The 16,611-nt window shown below is 61.5% G+C and carries 11 protein-coding genes; 4 read left to right on the top strand and 7 right to left on the bottom strand.

What is annotated here, in order from left to right; all coding sequences use genetic code 11:
• Positions 1-179: 179 nt before the first annotated feature.
• The gene (locus I3J13_RS12975) at positions 180-1,526 is read left to right on the top strand and encodes a dicarboxylate/amino acid:cation symporter (protein ID WP_196379048.1); all 1,347 of its coding nucleotides are present in this window, start codon (positions 180-182) and stop codon (positions 1,524-1,526) included.
• 183 nt (positions 1,527-1,709) lie between these two features.
• Complete coding sequence (locus I3J13_RS12970) at positions 1,710-2,147, top strand: EamA family transporter (RefSeq protein WP_196379047.1); 438 nt, start codon at positions 1,710-1,712, stop codon at positions 2,145-2,147.
• Positions 2,148-2,186: 39 nt separating this feature from the next.
• Here the strand turns inward: I3J13_RS12970 and I3J13_RS12965 are convergent, their stop codons facing one another.
• Together I3J13_RS12965 and I3J13_RS12960 are read right to left on the bottom strand one after the other, a co-directional pair.
• Positions 2,187-3,539: an aspartate aminotransferase family protein gene (locus tag I3J13_RS12965; RefSeq protein WP_196379046.1), complete on the bottom strand. Its 1,353-nt coding sequence runs from the start codon at positions 3,537-3,539 to the stop codon at positions 2,187-2,189.
• A 36-nt stretch (positions 3,540-3,575) separates the two neighbouring features.
• Positions 3,576-4,310 carry an SDR family NAD(P)-dependent oxidoreductase gene (locus I3J13_RS12960; protein ID WP_003524050.1) on the bottom strand — a complete coding sequence of 245 codons (735 nt, stop codon included), beginning with the start codon at positions 4,308-4,310 and terminating at the stop codon, positions 3,576-3,578.
• 234 nt (positions 4,311-4,544) lie between these two features.
• Between I3J13_RS12960 and I3J13_RS12955 the strand changes: the two genes are divergently transcribed.
• Together I3J13_RS12955 and I3J13_RS12950 are read left to right on the top strand one after the other, a co-directional pair.
• Positions 4,545-6,191: a GNAT family N-acetyltransferase gene (locus tag I3J13_RS12955; RefSeq protein WP_196379045.1), complete on the top strand. Its 1,647-nt coding sequence runs from the start codon at positions 4,545-4,547 to the stop codon at positions 6,189-6,191.
• Between the two features lie 60 nt (positions 6,192-6,251).
• Entirely contained in the window at positions 6,252-7,406 is a 1,155-nt protein-coding gene (locus tag I3J13_RS12950) for an amidohydrolase (RefSeq protein ID WP_196379044.1), read from the top strand.
• 29 nt (positions 7,407-7,435) lie between these two features.
• Here the strand turns inward: I3J13_RS12950 and I3J13_RS12945 are convergent, their stop codons facing one another.
• From I3J13_RS12945 to bcsN, 5 genes are all read right to left on the bottom strand, one after another.
• Positions 7,436-9,769: a cellulose synthase gene (locus I3J13_RS12945; protein WP_196379043.1), complete on the bottom strand. Its 2,334-nt coding sequence runs from the start codon at positions 9,767-9,769 to the stop codon at positions 7,436-7,438.
• Positions 9,760-10,815, bottom strand: a complete 1,056-nt coding sequence (locus tag I3J13_RS12940; protein ID WP_196379042.1) for a family 8 glycosyl hydrolase — start codon at positions 10,813-10,815, stop codon at positions 9,760-9,762. The genes I3J13_RS12945 and I3J13_RS12940 overlap by 10 nt, the downstream gene beginning before the upstream one ends.
• Positions 10,812-13,313 (bottom strand): cellulose biosynthesis cyclic di-GMP-binding regulatory protein BcsB, encoded by a 2,502-nt coding sequence (locus I3J13_RS12935; RefSeq protein WP_196379041.1) that lies wholly within the window; start codon positions 13,311-13,313, stop codon positions 10,812-10,814. The genes I3J13_RS12940 and I3J13_RS12935 overlap by 4 nt, the downstream gene beginning before the upstream one ends.
• Complete coding sequence (gene bcsA, locus I3J13_RS12930; protein WP_065655596.1) at positions 13,310-15,499, bottom strand: UDP-forming cellulose synthase catalytic subunit; 2,190 nt, start codon at positions 15,497-15,499, stop codon at positions 13,310-13,312. The genes I3J13_RS12935 and bcsA overlap by 4 nt, the downstream gene beginning before the upstream one ends.
• Before the next feature lie 94 nt (positions 15,500-15,593).
• Entirely contained in the window at positions 15,594-16,496 is a 903-nt protein-coding gene (bcsN, locus tag I3J13_RS12925) for a cellulose biosynthesis protein BcsN (RefSeq protein ID WP_206696182.1), read from the bottom strand.
• Between the last annotated feature and the right edge of the window lie 115 nt (positions 16,497-16,611).

The raw sequence follows: 16,611 nt of genomic DNA, 5'->3' as shown, positions 1-16,611 counted from the left end.
CAAATACATATGGGCTGATCAAGCGCCAATAAAAACTACTTTTGAAATCAGCCAGTTACACCAAATAAGCAAGTCTGGCATGCGTATTGCACATGACTCCGCAATCGGCGCGAAGCCGTCAACGTCACGGCGATCCCGGGAGGCCAATAAAGGCAGGGTGAGGCCGAGGAGGAAAAAACATGATCGATACTACAGCCGTGGCCGCAGGCCACGCCAAGCAGCCATTCTACAAGCACCTGTATTTCCAGGTTCTGGTAGCCATCATCGCCGGTATCGCGCTCGGCCATTTCTATCCGGCCTTCGGCGAACAGCTGAAGCCGCTCGGCGACGGCTTCATCCGTCTCGTCAAGATGATCATCGCTCCCGTCATCTTCCTCACCGTCGCAACCGGCATCGCCGGCATGAACGACATGAAGAAGGTGGGCCGCGTGGCCGGCAAGGCCATGATCTACTTCCTCGTATTCTCCACGCTCGCGCTCATCGTTGGCCTCATCGTCGCCAACACCGTGCAGCCGGGCGCCGGCATGAACATCGATCCCGCCACGCTGGATGCCAAGGCAGTCGCGACCTACGCCGACAAGGCCCATGAGCAGACCATCACCGGCTTCCTGATGAACATCATCCCGACCACCATCGTCGGTGCTTTCGCCAGCGGCGATATCCTGCAGGTGCTGTTCTTCTCGGTTCTGTTCGGTATCGCGCTTGGCATCGTCGGCGAAAAGGGCAAGCCCGTCACCGATTTCATGCACGCCCTGATGTATCCGATCTTCAAGCTGGTCGCGATCCTGATGAAGGCCGCCCCCATCGGCGCTTTCGGCGCCATGGCCTTCACCATCGGCAAATATGGCATCTCGTCCGTCACCAACCTTGCGATGCTGATCGGCACCTTCTACGTCACGTCCTTCCTGTTCGTGTTCGTGGTTCTCGGTGCGGTATGCCGTTATAACGGCTTCTCCATCGTCGCGCTTATCCGCTATATCAAGGAAGAACTGCTTCTGGTTCTCGGCACGTCGTCTTCCGAAGCCGCCCTGCCGGGCCTTATGAGCAAGATGGAAAAGGCGGGCTGCAAGCGCTCCGTCGTCGGTCTCGTCATCCCCACGGGCTATTCCTTCAATCTTGACGGCACCAACATCTACATGACGCTGGCGGCCCTCTTCATCGCGCAGGCGACCGGTATCCACCTCTCCTTCGGCGAACAGATTCTGCTGCTGCTCGTGGCCATGCTCTCCTCCAAGGGTGCCGCCGGCATCACCGGCGCGGGCTTCATCACGCTCGCGGCAACCCTCTCTGTTGTGCCTTCGGTTCCCGTCGCCGGCATGGCGCTGATCCTCGGCATCGACCGTTTCATGTCGGAATGCCGCGCCCTCACCAACTTCGTCGGCAATGCGGTTGCCACCATCGTCGTCGCCCGCTGGGAGGGCGAACTGGATCAGGATCAGCTTGCCCGCGTGCTGAGCGGCCAGGAAGAGTTCACCGGCATCGCCGATGTGGATCAGCTTCCGGTTTCGGTGCAGCCCGCCGAATAATAAGACCTCCCAAGGTCCGGCCTGTTCCGGTTTCTCCGGGCAGGCACATATGGAACGCCCGGCGCATCGACTGGATGCGCCGGGCTTTCATCGTTCAGGCTCGCGCCCACCAAACGGGGTTTTTATCGGCCGGAAGATGCGGTAGAGCCGAAGCGGAACAAATGCGATAAGCGGAGTGGCGGCATGAAGAACCTGTTTCTGGCCTGGCAATTCTGGGCGCTGCTATCGGCGGCCTTTGCAGCTTTGACCGCCATCTTTGCGAAGATCGGCGTCGAAAATATCAATTCCGATTTCGCCACTCTCATCCGCACCGTCGTCATTCTCGCCGCCGCCGGCCTGATGGTTTACATCACCGGCAACTGGCAGCAGCCTTCCACCGTCTCGGGTAAAACCTGGGTGTTCCTCGTGCTCTCCGGTCTGGCCACCGGCGCATCGTGGATATGTTATTTCCGGGCGCTGAAACTCGGCGACGCCGCCCGCGTCGCGCCCATCGACAAGCTGAGCGTCGTGTTTGTCGCCGTCTTTGCGGTGCTGTTTCTGGGGGAAAGGCTGTCTTTGCCCAACTGGCTCGGCGTGGTGCTGATCGCCTGCGGCGCGGTGCTTGTGGCCTATCGGGGATAGGCCGGCCGGATAAACCGGCCGGCACAATCGCTGGAGTCGTCAGCCTCGGGCAGCCGCAACCTTGTCGAGACCGCGCTTCACACCGGCAAACAGCTCGTCCAGCTGTTCGGCCGTAATGATGAGCGGCGGGCAGAAGCAAATGGATTCACCGATAGGACGGGTGATGACACCCTCCTCCTCAATGGCCGCGGCAAGGGCGAGCGTGGTATCGCCCGGCTTCATGCCCTCCCATGGCTTCACCTCCAGCGCGCCGATCAGGCCGATACCGCGCGAGGAATGAATGAGCGGGTGATCGGCGAGCGCCTTAAGATGATCGAGAAACTTGCCTTCCAGCCGGGCGACATTGCCGACCAGATCGCGCTCCTGAATGATCTTCAGGTTTTCCAGCCCCACAGCTGTTGCGACGGGATGGCCGGAGGCGGTGTACCCATGGCCGAAGGAGCCGATACGGTCAGATTCATCGGCAATCGGCTGGTAGAAATTGTCATTCATGATGATTGCCGAAAGCGGCATATAGGACGACGAAATCTGCTTGGAGACGACAAGCACATCCGGCTTGATGCCGTAGGTCTCGCAGGCGAACATCTTGCCGGTTCGGCCGAAACCGCAGATCACCTCATCCACCACAAGCAGAATATCGTATTTCTTCAGGATCGCCTGTACGCCTTCCCAATAACCTTCCGGCGGCAAAAGAACGCCGCCGGCGCCCATTACCGGCTCGCCCCAGAAAGCGGCGATGGTTTCCGGGCCTTCGCGCAGGATCAGATCTTCCAGCTCCTTCAGGATACGCACGGTGAAATCCGTCTCGCTTTCCCCTTCCTTTCCAAAATGCACATAGGAGGGGCAGGCCGTATGCAACATGCGGTCCAGCGGCAGGTCGAAGCTTTCATGGTTACGCGGCAGGCCGGTGATCGAGGCCGAGGCAATCGTCACACCATGATACCCCTTGATGCGGCCGATGATCTTCTTCTTGTCTCGTCTGCCCAGCGCATTGGAGCGATACCAGACCATCTTGGCGACCAGATCGTTGGCCTCGGAGCCGGAGGAGGTGAAATGCACCTTGGACATCGGCACCGGTGAAAGCTCGATCAGCAGCTCGGCGAGATCGACCGACGGGCCGTGCGTTTTGTAGGAAAAGGTGTGGTAATAGGGCAGCTTCTGCATCTGCTTCGTCGCCGCTTCCACCAGCCGCTGTTCACCGAAGCCGAGCGCCACGGACCACAGCCCCGCCATCGCCTCGATATAGCGCTTGCCGCTGCTGTCGGTGACATAGATGCCCTCGCCGCTCTCGATCACCAGACCGCCGGTCTTTTCGAATTTGCGCAGATTGACGTTCGGATGCATCTGATAGGCGATATCGCGTGCCTCGACGGAATTCGGCAGGATGGTCATCGATGAAGGCTCCATTTTCGGTTGATGCTCGGCGTGTCAGACGTGCTGGCCGCCATTGATGTGAATTTCCGCGCCGTTGATGTAGCTCGACTGTTCCGAGCACAGGAAATAGATGGTCTGCGCCACCTCGGCCGTGGTGCCGAGCCGCCCGAGCGGCACCTGGGCTTCCACCAGCTCCGCCGTTCCGGGGGAGAGGATGGCGGTGTTGATCTCGCCCGGCGCAATCGCATTGGCGCGCACGCCGCGCGGGCCGAACTCATGCGCCAGTTCGCGCGTCAGCGCCGCGAGCGCCGCCTTCGAGGTGGCATAGGCCACGCCGGCAAAAGGATGCACCCGTGAGCCGACAATCGATGTGACGTTGACGATGGAGCCTTTTGCCGCTTCCAGTTCCGGCAAAAGCGTGCGGGCAAGCAGCGCCGTCGAAACGAGATTGACGTTCAGCACCCGCGTCCAGATTTCCGCCGTCGTATCCATGACACCGAGACGGCTTCCGCCCTCGCCCTTCGGCGAAATTCCGGCATTGTTGACAAGCGCCGCAAGCTTTCCCTCCGGCAGGCGTGAACGCACCTCGTCCGCCAGATCGTCGATGCGGGACAGGTCCTCCAGATCGGCCTGAATATGGCTCTCCCGCGCCGACGGCCAACGGCATTCCTCGGAGAAAGGTTGCCGCGATACGGTGAGAATTCTCCAGCCCTTTTCCTGAAACAGCTTGACGGTGGCGTGCCCTATTCCGCGGCTTGCGCCGGTCAGAAGCATATAAGGAACAGCCATATGAGAACTCCTGTGCCATGCGGACCGTTGAGCCGGCCGCGCATTCAGCCCCGCATGTTAGAGCGCTGCCACCGGCTGACAAGGTCTTTTTTGTCGCGGCGCAGCGATGGCGGATCGGCGACGGGTTAATCCCATTTGATGCATGGCTTTCACCCGAAGGGAATATTTGAAGCCGACCGTTTACCCATAAAATGAAGCCTCCCGAATGTGTGATCAGTATTGGGAGGGGGACGAATGCGTATCGATATCATCGACACGGACGCCGGCTTCGAGGCGATCCGCGAAAACTGGGATGCGGTGTTCATGGCCGATCCCCATGCCCGGCATTTCCTCTCCTGGGGGTGGCTGAGGGACTATATGCCGCGCCGCAGGCGCTGGTTCATTCTTGCGCTGCGCGAACGGGCGGAAGGCTCGCCCTATGTGGCGTTTTTCCCGCTGCGCATCGTTACCGAACCGGACAAGAAAACCGGACGCTTCCACGACAGCATCGTCATGGCCGGCAATGCGGCGGCGGATTACACCGGTTTCATCACCCTGCCGGACTATGAAAATCACGCAGTCGCCGGTTTCTGTTCCTATATCCGCCAGCAGAACTGGACCGAGCTGAAGCTCGATTATCTTTCCGGCCCGCCGGAACGCCGCGAGGCGATGATCCGCGCACTTCAGGGTCCGCTCGTCATGTTTCGCGACAACATGCCGACCAACCCCTACAACATCAACAATTGCATCTGCCCGGTGGTGGCCCTGCCGGAGACGTTCGACGGCTATCTCGACAGCCATATGAGCAGTCAGACCCGGCAGAAGCTCAGGCGTTTCCTGAGAAAAGTGGAGGGCGGCGACGAATATCGCATCACCTTTGCAACGAGGGAAACAATCAAGCGGGACATGGACATCCTGTTCGATTTCTGGCGCATCCGCTGGGCGCCGCACAAGGGCAAGGAACGCACGGAACTCCTGATCGGCGCGACACGGCAGATGCTGATGGATGTCTATATCCGTGGCGATCTGGAAGTGCCGGTACTCTGGTTCGGCGACCAGCCGCTAGGCGCGCTCGCCAATATCATCGACCGCCAGAAGAAATCGGTCCTGTTCTACATTACCGGCCGCGACGAGAACTGGAAGACCCCTTCCCCCGGCCTCGTGCTGCATGGCCATTGCATTCGCAGGGCAATCGAGCAGGGTTTCAAAACCTATGATTTCCTGCGCGGCAACGAACCTTACAAATATTTCTTCGGGCCGGAGGAGCAGAAGCTGAGCTGCACGCTGTTCCGCACCCGCTCGGGCGACAATCTCGGCGGCACGCTTCACCCGCGCAGCATCCGTTTTGTCTACGAACAGGCCCTCAAACTCTATAAGACCGGGCAGAAGGCGGCCGCCAATATTGCCTTCGCGCAGGTCCTGACTGCGGCACCGGACCATCTCGGCGCGCAATTCGGGCTCGCCAATCTGTTGTTCGACCGGGGCGAATTCCGGGAGGCCGAAATCGCCTTTCTAAGCCTTCTGGCCGCCGGGCAGGAACCCGTCGTCCTGTGGCTGCGTATCGGCGAGGCCCGACTGGCGCAGCAGCATTACCATGAGGCGTCCGAGGCCTTCCGTCAGGTGACCAATCGCGCGCCCTTCCACCGGGAAGCGCTTTACAAATGTGCCGTAGCGCTGATTGCCGCCGAAAGAACGATGGAAGGTGCGGAAATCCTCGACAGGCTGCAGCACTACCATTCGGACGATGCGGCGCATCTGGAATATGCGGAAAAGGCCCGTGCAGCCCTTGCCCGGCTGGAAGTGGCAAAAGCCAAGGTTCCGCTGCCAGCCGATGTCGTCACGCTCGCCATCAAGCCGAAAGCGGCGGGCAAACGCTGGCACCCGCCAAAGGTTTTGCATTAAAGGCAACGCCCTGTAAGTTGCGGCGGGAAAAACCGGCCGGACGACTTGCAAGGATTTTTGATGTTTCTGACCAACAAGGACATGCTCGATCTCATTGAGCTTCGCCATGATCTGCACCGTCATCCGGAAATTTCCGGCGAGGAGAAGGAAACGGCGCGGCGCATCCGCGCTTTCCTCGAGCAGGCGCAGCCCGATCAGCTTTTCGCCGATCTCGGCGGCCATGGCGTGGCTGCGGTCTATGACAGCGGCAAAAGCGGCCCGGCGATCCTGATCCGTTCGGAACTCGATGCCCTGCCCATTCACGAAAAGAGTGACGCCGAATACCGCTCCGGCACCGACGGCAAGGGCCATCTTTGCGGTCATGATGGCCACTCCACCATTCTGACGGCGCTGGCGCTCGGCCTTTCACGGCAGCGGCCTGCGACAGGCCGCGTCATCCTTCTGTACCAGCCGGCGGAAGAAACCGGCGCGGGCGCCGCCGCCGTTCTCGCCGACCCGCGCTTTGGGCAGATAAAGCCGGATTATTCCTTTTCGCTCCATAATCTGCCCGGCCTGCCTTTCGGCCATGTCAGCGTCGTGGAGGGACCGGTCAACTGCGCGTCGCGCGGGGTCAAGATCCACCTTTCCGGCAAGACGGCGCATGCGTCTTCGCCCGAACATGGCATTTCGCCGATGCGGGCAATATCCCGGCTGATGCCGGCCTTGGCCGAACTGGGCTCCGGTTTCCCGCCCGAACCCGATTTTTCGATGGTGACGATCACCCATGCCGTGATGGGCGAAGCCGCCTTCGGAATTTCCCCGGCCGATGCTGAAATCTGGGCAACACTCCGGACACTGACCGACGACCGGATGGAAAAACTCTGCGAGGCTGCGGAAACGCTGGCTAAGAAGGTGGCGGACGAACAGAAGCTGACGCTCGACATCACCTATGACGATATTTTCCTGCATTGCGAAAATGCGCCTGACGCGGTCGGGCATATCCGGCGTGCGCTGGACGAGGAGAAAATCTCCCACGGTTCGGAGGGTCTGCCCATGCGGGCTTCCGAGGATTTCGGCCGCTTTCGCGCCGTTTCGTCATCGGCGATGTTCTTTCTCGGCGCAGGCCGGGACTATCCCAACCTGCACAATCCGGATTACGACTTTCCGGATGCGTTGATCGGCACCGGCGCGCGCATCTTCATGCGCATCATCCGCAACCTCACCGACGCGGGATAGCAGCGGCCGCGGCTATATCCAGCCACCCATCAGCCGCCCTGGGGACCGTTGCTCGGCCGGGCGGCACGCACCGCAGCCAGCCCCCGGATGCCATCCTTGTTTCCGATAGCCGTCAGGCTTTCGAAAATCTGGGCGGCCTCACCATAACGGCGCATGGCGAGGTAGGAATAACCGCGCAGCACCATCAGGTCCGTGCGCTCATCCGCCAGCCGCGCCCGCTGGTCGAGCAGGAGAAGCGTTTCGGCATATCGCTTTGACCCGAATGCGGAGACCGCTCGATCGGCAAGGATCGAGACCTGCAACTCAGTCGCGCGTGGGCGATCCATACGCGATTTCGTCGCCGAGACGGCTGCATGGTCCGTCAAGCCCATTCGCAGATAGGCAAGGCTCTGGCCATAGGCTGCGTCGCTTTTGACATTGGACTGACCGCTTTCAATCGCGGATTCGAAAGCTTTGAGAGCCTCCGCCGGCCGGTTCGTCTCCATCAGGCACCAGCCGAGATCGAGCGCCTGCTGTGGCGGCAGACGTTGCGGATCGGGATAGGCCGCGCAGAAACGCGGGCGCGATGCGGCGCTGGTTTCCCTTTGCACCTGCACGGGGCGGCGCGCCTGCTTGCGCGAAGGTTCAAGCTGCTGAACGACAGGCGGGTTATAGACCACCGCCGTCTCGCCCTGCGGTACATTGGTCTGCACGGGCGAAGCCGTCACCTGTGCGACAACCGGCGGCGCTGTTATGGGAGCAACCGCCTGCCCGGACTGGTCCACCATGCGCGCCGTTCCGACATCGGCGATACGTTGCGAACGGCCTCCCCATTGCTGCTGGATGCCACGCAGACCGGCGAGATTGCGAAGATCGTGATAGCTGACCGCCATGCCGTAAGCCGATGGCTCATCATCGGGTTTCCAGCCAAGGGCCGTGCTGAACCATTGCAAAGCAAGCGGCGTCTGCCGGAACGCAAGCGAATACCAGCCGAATTGCTGCGCCGTCGCCGCATCCTTGCGCGCCACCGTTTCGGCGGCGATACGTTGCAGCACCTCCGGCGGCAGAACGACCGGCGGCTCCAGCGCGAGAAGATTGGCCGTCGCGGCGAGATAGGTCGCAAGCGCATCGTCGGATGCCTTGCGCCATTTATACATGACGTCCTCGGCCTCACGCGGCTCGTTACGGTCGATCAGCGCCAGCGCCAGCCCCTGCGAGGCCGATGCGCTGTCTTCCTCTTCCCGCGCCTTGCGGAACCACTTCTCCGCCTCCGCCATGTTCTTCTGCCGGATATTGTACCAGCCGAGCAGCAGAGCGTCGCTTGCAAGCTTGTCGGTCTCGGCAAGCCGCTGAAGCCGCATCACATAGGCCGAGGGAACGGCGACGCCCTCCTTCTCCCCTGCCCTGGCCACGAACTGACGGGCAAGATCGTTCTTGACCGGCTCGAATTCCAGCTGGCCGTCCGCGCCGGGTTTTTCCTTGGCCAGCAGTTCGTCCATCATTTCCGCCGGCAAAAGCGCGGATGCCTTCTGCACGGTGGCGAGCCTGTCGCTGGCGACCGTGCAATTGTTGAGGATGTAGAGATAGGCGTCGCGCGCCCGTCCCATCCGGTCGGTATTGGCGAAAGCATCGGCAACCCGCCACAGCACATCGACCTCGCCGCAGGTCAGCAGGCCGGGATTATTGGCGGCCGTATCCACCACTGTCGCATATTGCTTGAGATCGGAAGCATTGACGAGCCGCTGGCGCGCTTCGGCAAGGGAAAGCATGCCCGTCAGATTGTCGGGCGGCTGCCAGCCGGGCTCCGCCTGCTGGCGGTCGGCAATCGCCTTCCTCACTTCGGCATAACGGCCATCGGTATAAAGCTGCCACATGGCATCAAGCCGCGGATCGCCGTTTTCGGGAATGGCAAGAGGATCGGCAGGCGGCGTCCAGTTGGGATAAAGCGTGCGCAGGCGCGCGATTTCGGCCTGAAGACGCTGCGTATCGCCCCTCGCCGCGAAATAGCGCAACGCACTCAGATCGACCTCGGGCATATCGGCCGATGCAGGCTGGGTGGCACGAGGGGCCGGCGCCTGCGCCGTCTGTGTTTGCGGCGTCTGCCCGCCAGCCTGCGTCACCGGCAAGGGGTCGGTCGCCGGCACAGTGACCGGCGGTGTCGCGGGCTGCGTTACCTGCGCCATTTCACGGTTCTTGACGAAAGCGTTGATCTGCGCCGGATTGGCCGCCGTCGGCAAAACACGCTGTACCGCCCGGTTGTCGCCGACCGCGGAGGTATGCACGTCCGACACCCGCCCGAGAATGCTGTCGCGCCAGTGGAAGGCAGCGAGCGCTATCAGAAGCAGAATGAGAGCCGAGGTCGACAGTGGCTTGTTCATCGGCATTCCCCGTTATTCCTTGCCAGAAACGACAATGCCAGAAGATGCAATGTGGAAGGATAATAAAGTGTTGGCTGGAAGTTTTTAAGTTCGGCGGAAACGGCCGGCCCGCCGCCGATACAGGCCGCAAGCGCCGGAATGATGCGATAACCGGGATCGGACAGGACATCCTTGACCGCTCCGTTCTTCAGATCGAAGATTCCGGCAGCGCCGCTTTCCAGCGTCATGCCGCCTTTCAGCCGGGCGAGCAGCTCCGGCGAGCCTATATTCGCCCTTGCGAGGTAAAGCGGTATGCGCACCGCATTATAGCCGAATTCCGGCGGGAAGCCCGATGCCGGCTGCGGCTTCGTCTTCACCGATACCCAGTCGGCCGGCAGTTTTCTATCGCTGAAAGCGAATGTGCCGATCTGCGCCACACCGTCATCGGCAAGCGCTTTCCAAAGCGGCGATGGCGCAACAAGATTAAGCACCGGAAAGGCCTCGAAAATCAGATAGGAAGGATTGACCACTGGCCCATCCTCCCGGTCATCCTCGTCGAAACCGCTGGCCGCCGGCAGAAGCAGCGTTCGCCCGCCGCGTTGCACCACCGTCTTCTTGAGAATGGCGGATGCGATGGCCGCGGATGCTTCGGCATAGTCCTGCCGGTTCCATTGCCCGGCCGCCAGCGCCAGCGCATAGGCGATCAGAATATCGCCATCCGTGGCGTTGTTGATATCGGTTACATGTGGTCTGGTGCGCGGATCCCATTTCCAGGCGGAAAGCCCGTCGTCACGCACCAAAAGCTCGGTGCGCGTGAAACTCCAGATCAGCTCGAAATCGGACAGGTTGTCGGCAAGCACGGCAAGCCACATGCCGTAGCCCTGGCCTTCGCTGTGGCTGATATTGCCGTTGCCGGTATCGATGACACGGCCGCCGGGATCGAGAAACGCGCCTTTATAGGCAGACCACGCCTCCGGCGAAACCGAAGCGGCGCGGCTGACGGAAATACCTGCAATCACCGTCATCATGGACAGGAAGAAAATGCCGGCCAGTTTCGAGATCCCGTTCTTCATCGATGCCGTCCCATCATACGCAGCATCGTGAAAGTGGCGAGGCCGAGAAGAGACACGAAACCGATGAACGCCAGCGAATAGGAAAGAACGTTGGAAGACAGCCAGTTGGCGGCGACCAGCCTCCAGTTGGAAAGGGAAAACGCCCGCGTGACGTAAAAATACGGCCGTTCCACCTCCACCGTTTCAAGCTTTTCGGCAGCGGCATCGTAAGCGGCAACACGTCCCGTGACACCGCGCCAGCGGTTTTCCCGCGTCATCGCCGCCATGCCGTCAAGAAGTTCCGCGGACGTCGGTGCAGTGGCAAGCGTCCACACCCCTTCGCCGGAGGGGCTAAGTCCCTGAGCCAGCATGAAGGAGACATTGCTTGGCGGCGCATAGAGCTGCTCGGCGGCCGGCAGGAAGCGCAGCGTATCCGAGCTCAGGTCGAAATTCCGCTTCATCCATTCCTCGAGAGAAGACACCTGCCCCTCCCAGACACCGCCGTCCACCCGCTCGCGCCAGTCATTGAAAAGGGTCTCGCTGCTCTGGGCGGGCGGCTGAACGCCGGTTCCCATTTTCCAGGATATCTGGCTGGAAGGAACGAGATTGAACTGGCCGATCAATGCCTGCGGGAATTGCGAAATCGTGCCGACGAACAGCGCGTCGCGATCGCCGATCACCAGTGGCGAAGCAACAGTCTCGATGTCGATGGGATGCCCCGCCACGCTTGCCAGCCGGCTGATAAGCGTGGCTGCCGCAGACATGGTATCGGTGTCGAAACGGTCGAGCGACAGGGCAACAGGCGCTCCGCCGGTCCGATAGGGCTGTCCGGCCCCGGCCATCGCGGCAAGATCCGGCTTGCGGCCGATCTGCGCATAGTCCGGAATATGAAGTTCCGATGTGTCGAACAATGCAAAACGCGGCGTCGTGCTGGCGGGTGCGCCCGGCGCGCAGGCCTGATCCTGCGCCGTCATCAACACTGCCTCGATGGTCACCTTGTTCGGCCCGGGCTTGAAATGACGCATCGTCACATTGATCGGCAGATGCCGGAAAATGCCGCCGCCATTGTTGGAAATCGGCACGGTCGAGGCAATCTGGTCATTGACGTAGATATCGACATGGCTGCCCGGCAATACCTGCGACGAATAGGCGGCATCGAGGAGAAGCGACGCCTCACCATAGGCGGACGCATAAAAATCGGCTGGCATGCCGACGTAAAATTCGTTGCGGAAACGCCGGCCGCCAAATTCGGTGCTTTCGAAACCAAGTTCGGAAAGCGCGATACGGCGATCCGACATGACGAGCGGCACATCCGGCGCATGCCAGTTGCGGGTCGAAAAAGTCGTTCTCTGCGCACCGGGTGTGCGCGATATCGACGAAAACAGCGTCTCAATTGCCGCCTGCACCGCCTGCGGGGTGGGGCCGCTGACGAAAAGCGGCGAAAGACCGCCCGGCGCGGCGGTGCCAAAGCCGGCGAAAGCGCCCGCTGAAGCCTCGGGTGGCAGCGTTCCGGCAATTCCGGCAATCTCGCGGGCGGTGCCGACGAAGACCGTCAGCGTGCCCGCCTTGCGTTCAGCGGAAGGAGCGGCCACGAAACGGATCGTCTGGTTCGGCATCTGGGTTCTGAGCGCCAGCGCCTGTGAAAGACGCAGGAGAGAATCCGCAAATGCCGGATTGGCGAGCGCCGGTGCGACAATCTCGATCGACGTCATCGCCTTTCCGTCCGGCCCCGTTGCCTGAATATCGTCGATATTGGCAAAGCTTCCGGCGACATCCGCATTAAAGCCGATATAGGTATTGGCAGGGTCTATATCGGTCCACAGATCGTAGGTGGACTGGATCGTGCAATCGGTTCTGTGGCGCTGCTGCACGCCCAGTCTCACGACATTCGAGCCGACCTGCAAGACGCCGGGCGGTATCTTCAAGGAGACATTGCCCTCGCTGTCGGGCGCTTCGATACGCGCCGGATCCAGCGCGACATTGTTCAGGCTGATCTGAAAATTCGAGCTTTCCGGCGCAACCACGATAGCGTTCTGATAACCGATATTGAGCGAAACGGCGGCGTTCACCTGCTCCGGCGTCAGATAGATGCTCCATTGCCGCCGGTCCATCTCCCCGGAAAGACTGAGCTTTTCATAGGGCAGGATGTATCGGCGGCGACTGTCGGCGTTGAGCGACGGAGCTGTTGCCGGAAGAGGTCTTGCGCCTTCCTGACTCGGAGGAGCCGCAACCGGCGGCGGCAACGGAACGGCTGGGCGCTGTTGCGGCTGCGGCGCGGGCTGAACCGCAAATGGCGGCGGGGCGGATGGCTGAGACGGCGTCTGGGCCGGCATCTGGGCAGGTGGCTGCTGACGCGGCGCGGCAGGCGCAACGGCGGACGGCGGCACGGGTGTCGGAGCCGTCTGGGCGGGCCGTTCCGGCGACATGTCGAAGGGGGAGGACTGCGCCACAGCACCCGTGGCGACGGCCCCCCATATCAACATTGCCAGAGAATCCCGGATGGGTTTACGGCCGGTCATTTTACCGCTCCGACAGGTTTGGCGTCTCTGGGAGCAGGCCGAAGCGTTCGGACCAGATAATAAAGGCCGCGCTGCGTCTGGAAAAGCGATATGGCCAGGAAGATGGCCGTACCACGGATAAGGCCGGGGTTCTTGCGACGCACCCGCTGGAATTCGCTCCACTGTTCCGAATTGGCGAAGATCAGGTCCGCAATCAGGCGGTGATCGACGGCGCGCTGCGGCGAGAAGGTACAGCCGATCGAGACGAAACCCTCGCCCTTCACCGTTCGCACCACGTTGACAGGCATGGTTTCCGGCACGCCCTCGCTATGCGGCTTGACCTTGACGATGGCCGTCGCGCCTTTTTCGATGGTTGTCGCGCTGTCGAAGAGATTGATCAGCAGGCCATGCACCGACACGTTATCGATGGAAGCCGGCACCCAGGCGTCGCTACCCTCGAGCTTGACTTCGCAACGCCGTTTGACCGTGATGCGCCGCGACGCCGACTTGTCGCCGCGCTCGGAAACGACACCGAGCGCACAGCCCGCGAAGATGAGATTGAGCAGGTTCCAGCCGCCGACCACGAGCGTGACATCCGCCTTGTAAGGCTCGCTGTAGATGCGCCAAGCGGCAAAGGCCATCGCCACCAGCAGCAGCGCAAAAATGACGAAGAACGGCCGGCTGATTTCCGAAAGCCGCGCCTCGGCAATGGATTCATCCTTCGCCGTCACCTTGAAGGTGGGCTTGCCGGGATTGAAAATCACCGAAACGACGGCGGGCAGGAGGTGAACCGTCTGCACATATTCGTAAAGTTCCGAAATCCACGGCCAGCGGAAGCTGCCGTAGAGATAGTTCTGCATCATCAGGTTCACGAGCATATAGGCCGCCGTATAGGCCAAAAACTCGCCGCCCGAGGCCACGAAAATCTGCAGGTCGAAGAACAGGTAGAACAGCGGCGCGAACAGGAAGATGGTGCGCGGGAACGGAAACAGCCAGAACAGCGTCGACGACATGTAGCAGAGGCGCTGCGTAAACGAGAGACCGCGCCGGAAAAGGGGCTGCCGGAAGATCAGGATCTGCATCATGCCCTGCGCCCAGCGGCTGCGCTGGCCGATGAAGCTTGCGAAGGTGGCCGGCTGCAGTCCGGCGATCAACGGCTTGTCGACATAGATGCTGTTCCAGCCGCGCGAATGCAGCGCCAGCGCCGTTTCGCAATCTTCCGTGATGCTGACGCCGCTGAAACCTTCGGTATCCTGCAGCGCCTCGCGCCGCAGCACGGCGGCGGAACCGCAGAAGAATGCACCGTTCCACTTGTCGAGACCGCGCTGGATGATGCCGTAAAACATCTCGTTTTCGCTCGGCATCGTCTCGAAGGTGCGCAGATTGCGCTCGATGGGATCGGGATTGACGAAGAAATGCGGTGTCTGCACCAGAAAGAGCCGCGGGTCCTCTTCGAAATAGCCAACCGTTTCCAGAAGGAAGTCGCGGGCGGGCGCGTGGTCGGCGTCGAACACGGTCACGAGCTCGCCGGTCGAATGGGCAAGCCCGTTATTGAGATTTCCAGCCTTGGCGTGGACATTGCGCTCGCGCGTCAGATAACGGACGTCGAGGTCCTCGCAGAGCTTCTTCAACTCCTCGTGGCGGCGCTGCGCCGCCTGCGCCTCGACAATATTGCTGGCGTTGCGCTTCTGCACCGAGCCGCCATCGTCCAGCAGCCAGACGGTGAACCGGTCGGCCGGATAATCCATGTTCTTGGCCGCTGCGAGCGTATTGGCGAGAAGCTCCGCGTCCTCGTTATAGCTCGGCACGAAGACGTCGACCGTCGGCCGGTAATCGGGTGAACCGGGTCTCGTCTTGCGCGACGGCAGCGGCATCGACACGATGACGAGGCTGAGCGCCAGCATCACGACGCTGTACATTTCCGCCAGATAAAGCAGAAAGCCGGGAATGAAGTTCTCGAGCTGGTTGACGGGCGGCAACGTGCTGGTGGTGCGCCAGTAGACATAGCGCAGCACGATGGCCGTGCCGAAACCGAGCGCTACCAGACGCCAGGCCCCCTGCCCGTTGAAGCTCTTGATCGTCGCCAGCAGAATGAGCGAAATCGCCGTAGCAACCAGATGCGTCTGCAGGCTGACCGGCATCGTGACGATGGCCAGAACGCAAAGCGACACAAGTAACCAGACAATGATTGTGATGGCCTTGCTCATCCAGAAACTTTCCGTTGTCTTCCCCACCCGGAATTTCGGCCCGGAATTTTTGCGATCTGCGCCTTGGCGCGCTCTTTCCCGCTGGTTCCGGCGATCACCTGCATCCTGACGCCACCCCCGAACCGGACAGACATGCGGGCGACGGAATGGATACCTGCGGAACCTGCGACGGTTGCCCACCGCTAGCCGCCGGCACACCATCCAGGCGCCTGCCCGCCACCGTGGGCCTTGCAGGCTGGAGGGGTGCGCCAGCCGATGCGGGCGACGGGATACTGACTGCAGCAACGGGTGGAAGCGGCTGCGGTTCCGGCTGGGCGGGCGGTGCAACGGCAGCCGTGCGACGAACGGGCCGGGGCGGCACGCTCGCGGTCACCTCGCCGCCGGGCCGCATCGGCACCTCATCCGCCTTTATGGGATAGACCGGATGGCCCGGCCGTCCGAGATTTTTATCCACTGCCTGCGGCGTGCCGTAAGGGTTCCAGCTGGGCGAGGCATAGGTGCCGGTAATCGTGTAATTATACATGACCGCCAGCAGCCGCTCGACGCTGGCGCCCGACTGGCAAAGGCGCAGCCGCACCTTGATGCGTCCGAGATTGCGGAAATCCTGCCGCATGCTTTCCGGCGAGCGTATGTCCTGCCAGCCATAAAGGCAGGTATCGTCGCCACGGCCGCTGCCGGCGGCATAGGAGAACGCGCCATAACCGTTCTGCAGGTAATTTGCCGACATGGCGATGTTTTCGCCCGGAAACTCGGCGCGGATTTCCCGCGCGACGGAAGATGCCCTGAAACCGGAAAAAGCCAGAGCGTCGCCACCGGTATCGCCGGCCTGTTGCGGACCGAAAAACTCCGCCTTGATGTAGTTCTGCCCGGGCGTTGCGGCCTCGGAGCGCAAGATGACCTGCTGCGCCACGGCGTTGGAATAGGTGCGGTTGACCACGGTCACGATTTCGGGGCCACCGGGCGGCGGGAAAACCAGCGCCTCGGAAGGTGACAGCATCTGGGGTCCCCCGAAGGACCGAACGCCCGCGGGAGTATTGCAGCCCGACAGAACCGCAATGGAGAACAGCAATGAAGTATAGGCAGAAAAATTCACTGCCTTACGCCCCTTTATT

Origin of the sequence: Agrobacterium leguminum, from assembly GCF_015704895.1 — a bacterium.
GTDB classification, from domain to species: Bacteria; Pseudomonadota; Alphaproteobacteria; order Rhizobiales; family Rhizobiaceae; genus Agrobacterium; species Agrobacterium leguminum.
Note: the sequence above shows the minus strand (reverse complement) of the source record. Positions and strands in the feature narration are given on the sequence as shown.

Coding starts and splice junctions, on each gene's coding strand:
- I3J13_RS12955 (WP_196379045.1), top strand. CDS start 4,545: ATGCGTATCGATATCATCGACACGGACGCCGGCTTCGAGGCGATCCGC.
- I3J13_RS12970 (WP_196379047.1), top strand. CDS start 1,710: ATGAAGAACCTGTTTCTGGCCTGGCAATTCTGGGCGCTGCTATCGGCG.
- I3J13_RS12975 (WP_196379048.1), top strand. CDS start 180: ATGATCGATACTACAGCCGTGGCCGCAGGCCACGCCAAGCAGCCATTC.
- I3J13_RS12965 (WP_196379046.1), bottom strand. CDS start 3,539: ATGACCATCCTGCCGAATTCCGTCGAGGCACGCGATATCGCCTATCAG.
- I3J13_RS12935 (WP_196379041.1), bottom strand. CDS start 13,313: ATGACCGGCCGTAAACCCATCCGGGATTCTCTGGCAATGTTGATATGG.
- I3J13_RS12940 (WP_196379042.1), bottom strand. CDS start 10,815: ATGAAGAACGGGATCTCGAAACTGGCCGGCATTTTCTTCCTGTCCATG.
- I3J13_RS12960 (WP_003524050.1), bottom strand. CDS start 4,310: ATGGCTGTTCCTTATATGCTTCTGACCGGCGCAAGCCGCGGAATAGGG.
- I3J13_RS12945 (WP_196379043.1), bottom strand. CDS start 9,769: ATGCCGATGAACAAGCCACTGTCGACCTCGGCTCTCATTCTGCTTCTG.
- I3J13_RS12950 (WP_196379044.1), top strand. CDS start 6,252: ATGTTTCTGACCAACAAGGACATGCTCGATCTCATTGAGCTTCGCCAT.
- bcsN (WP_206696182.1), bottom strand. CDS start 16,496: ATGCTGTCACCTTCCGAGGCGCTGGTTTTCCCGCCGCCCGGTGGCCCC.
- bcsA (WP_065655596.1), bottom strand. CDS start 15,499: ATGAGCAAGGCCATCACAATCATTGTCTGGTTACTTGTGTCGCTTTGC.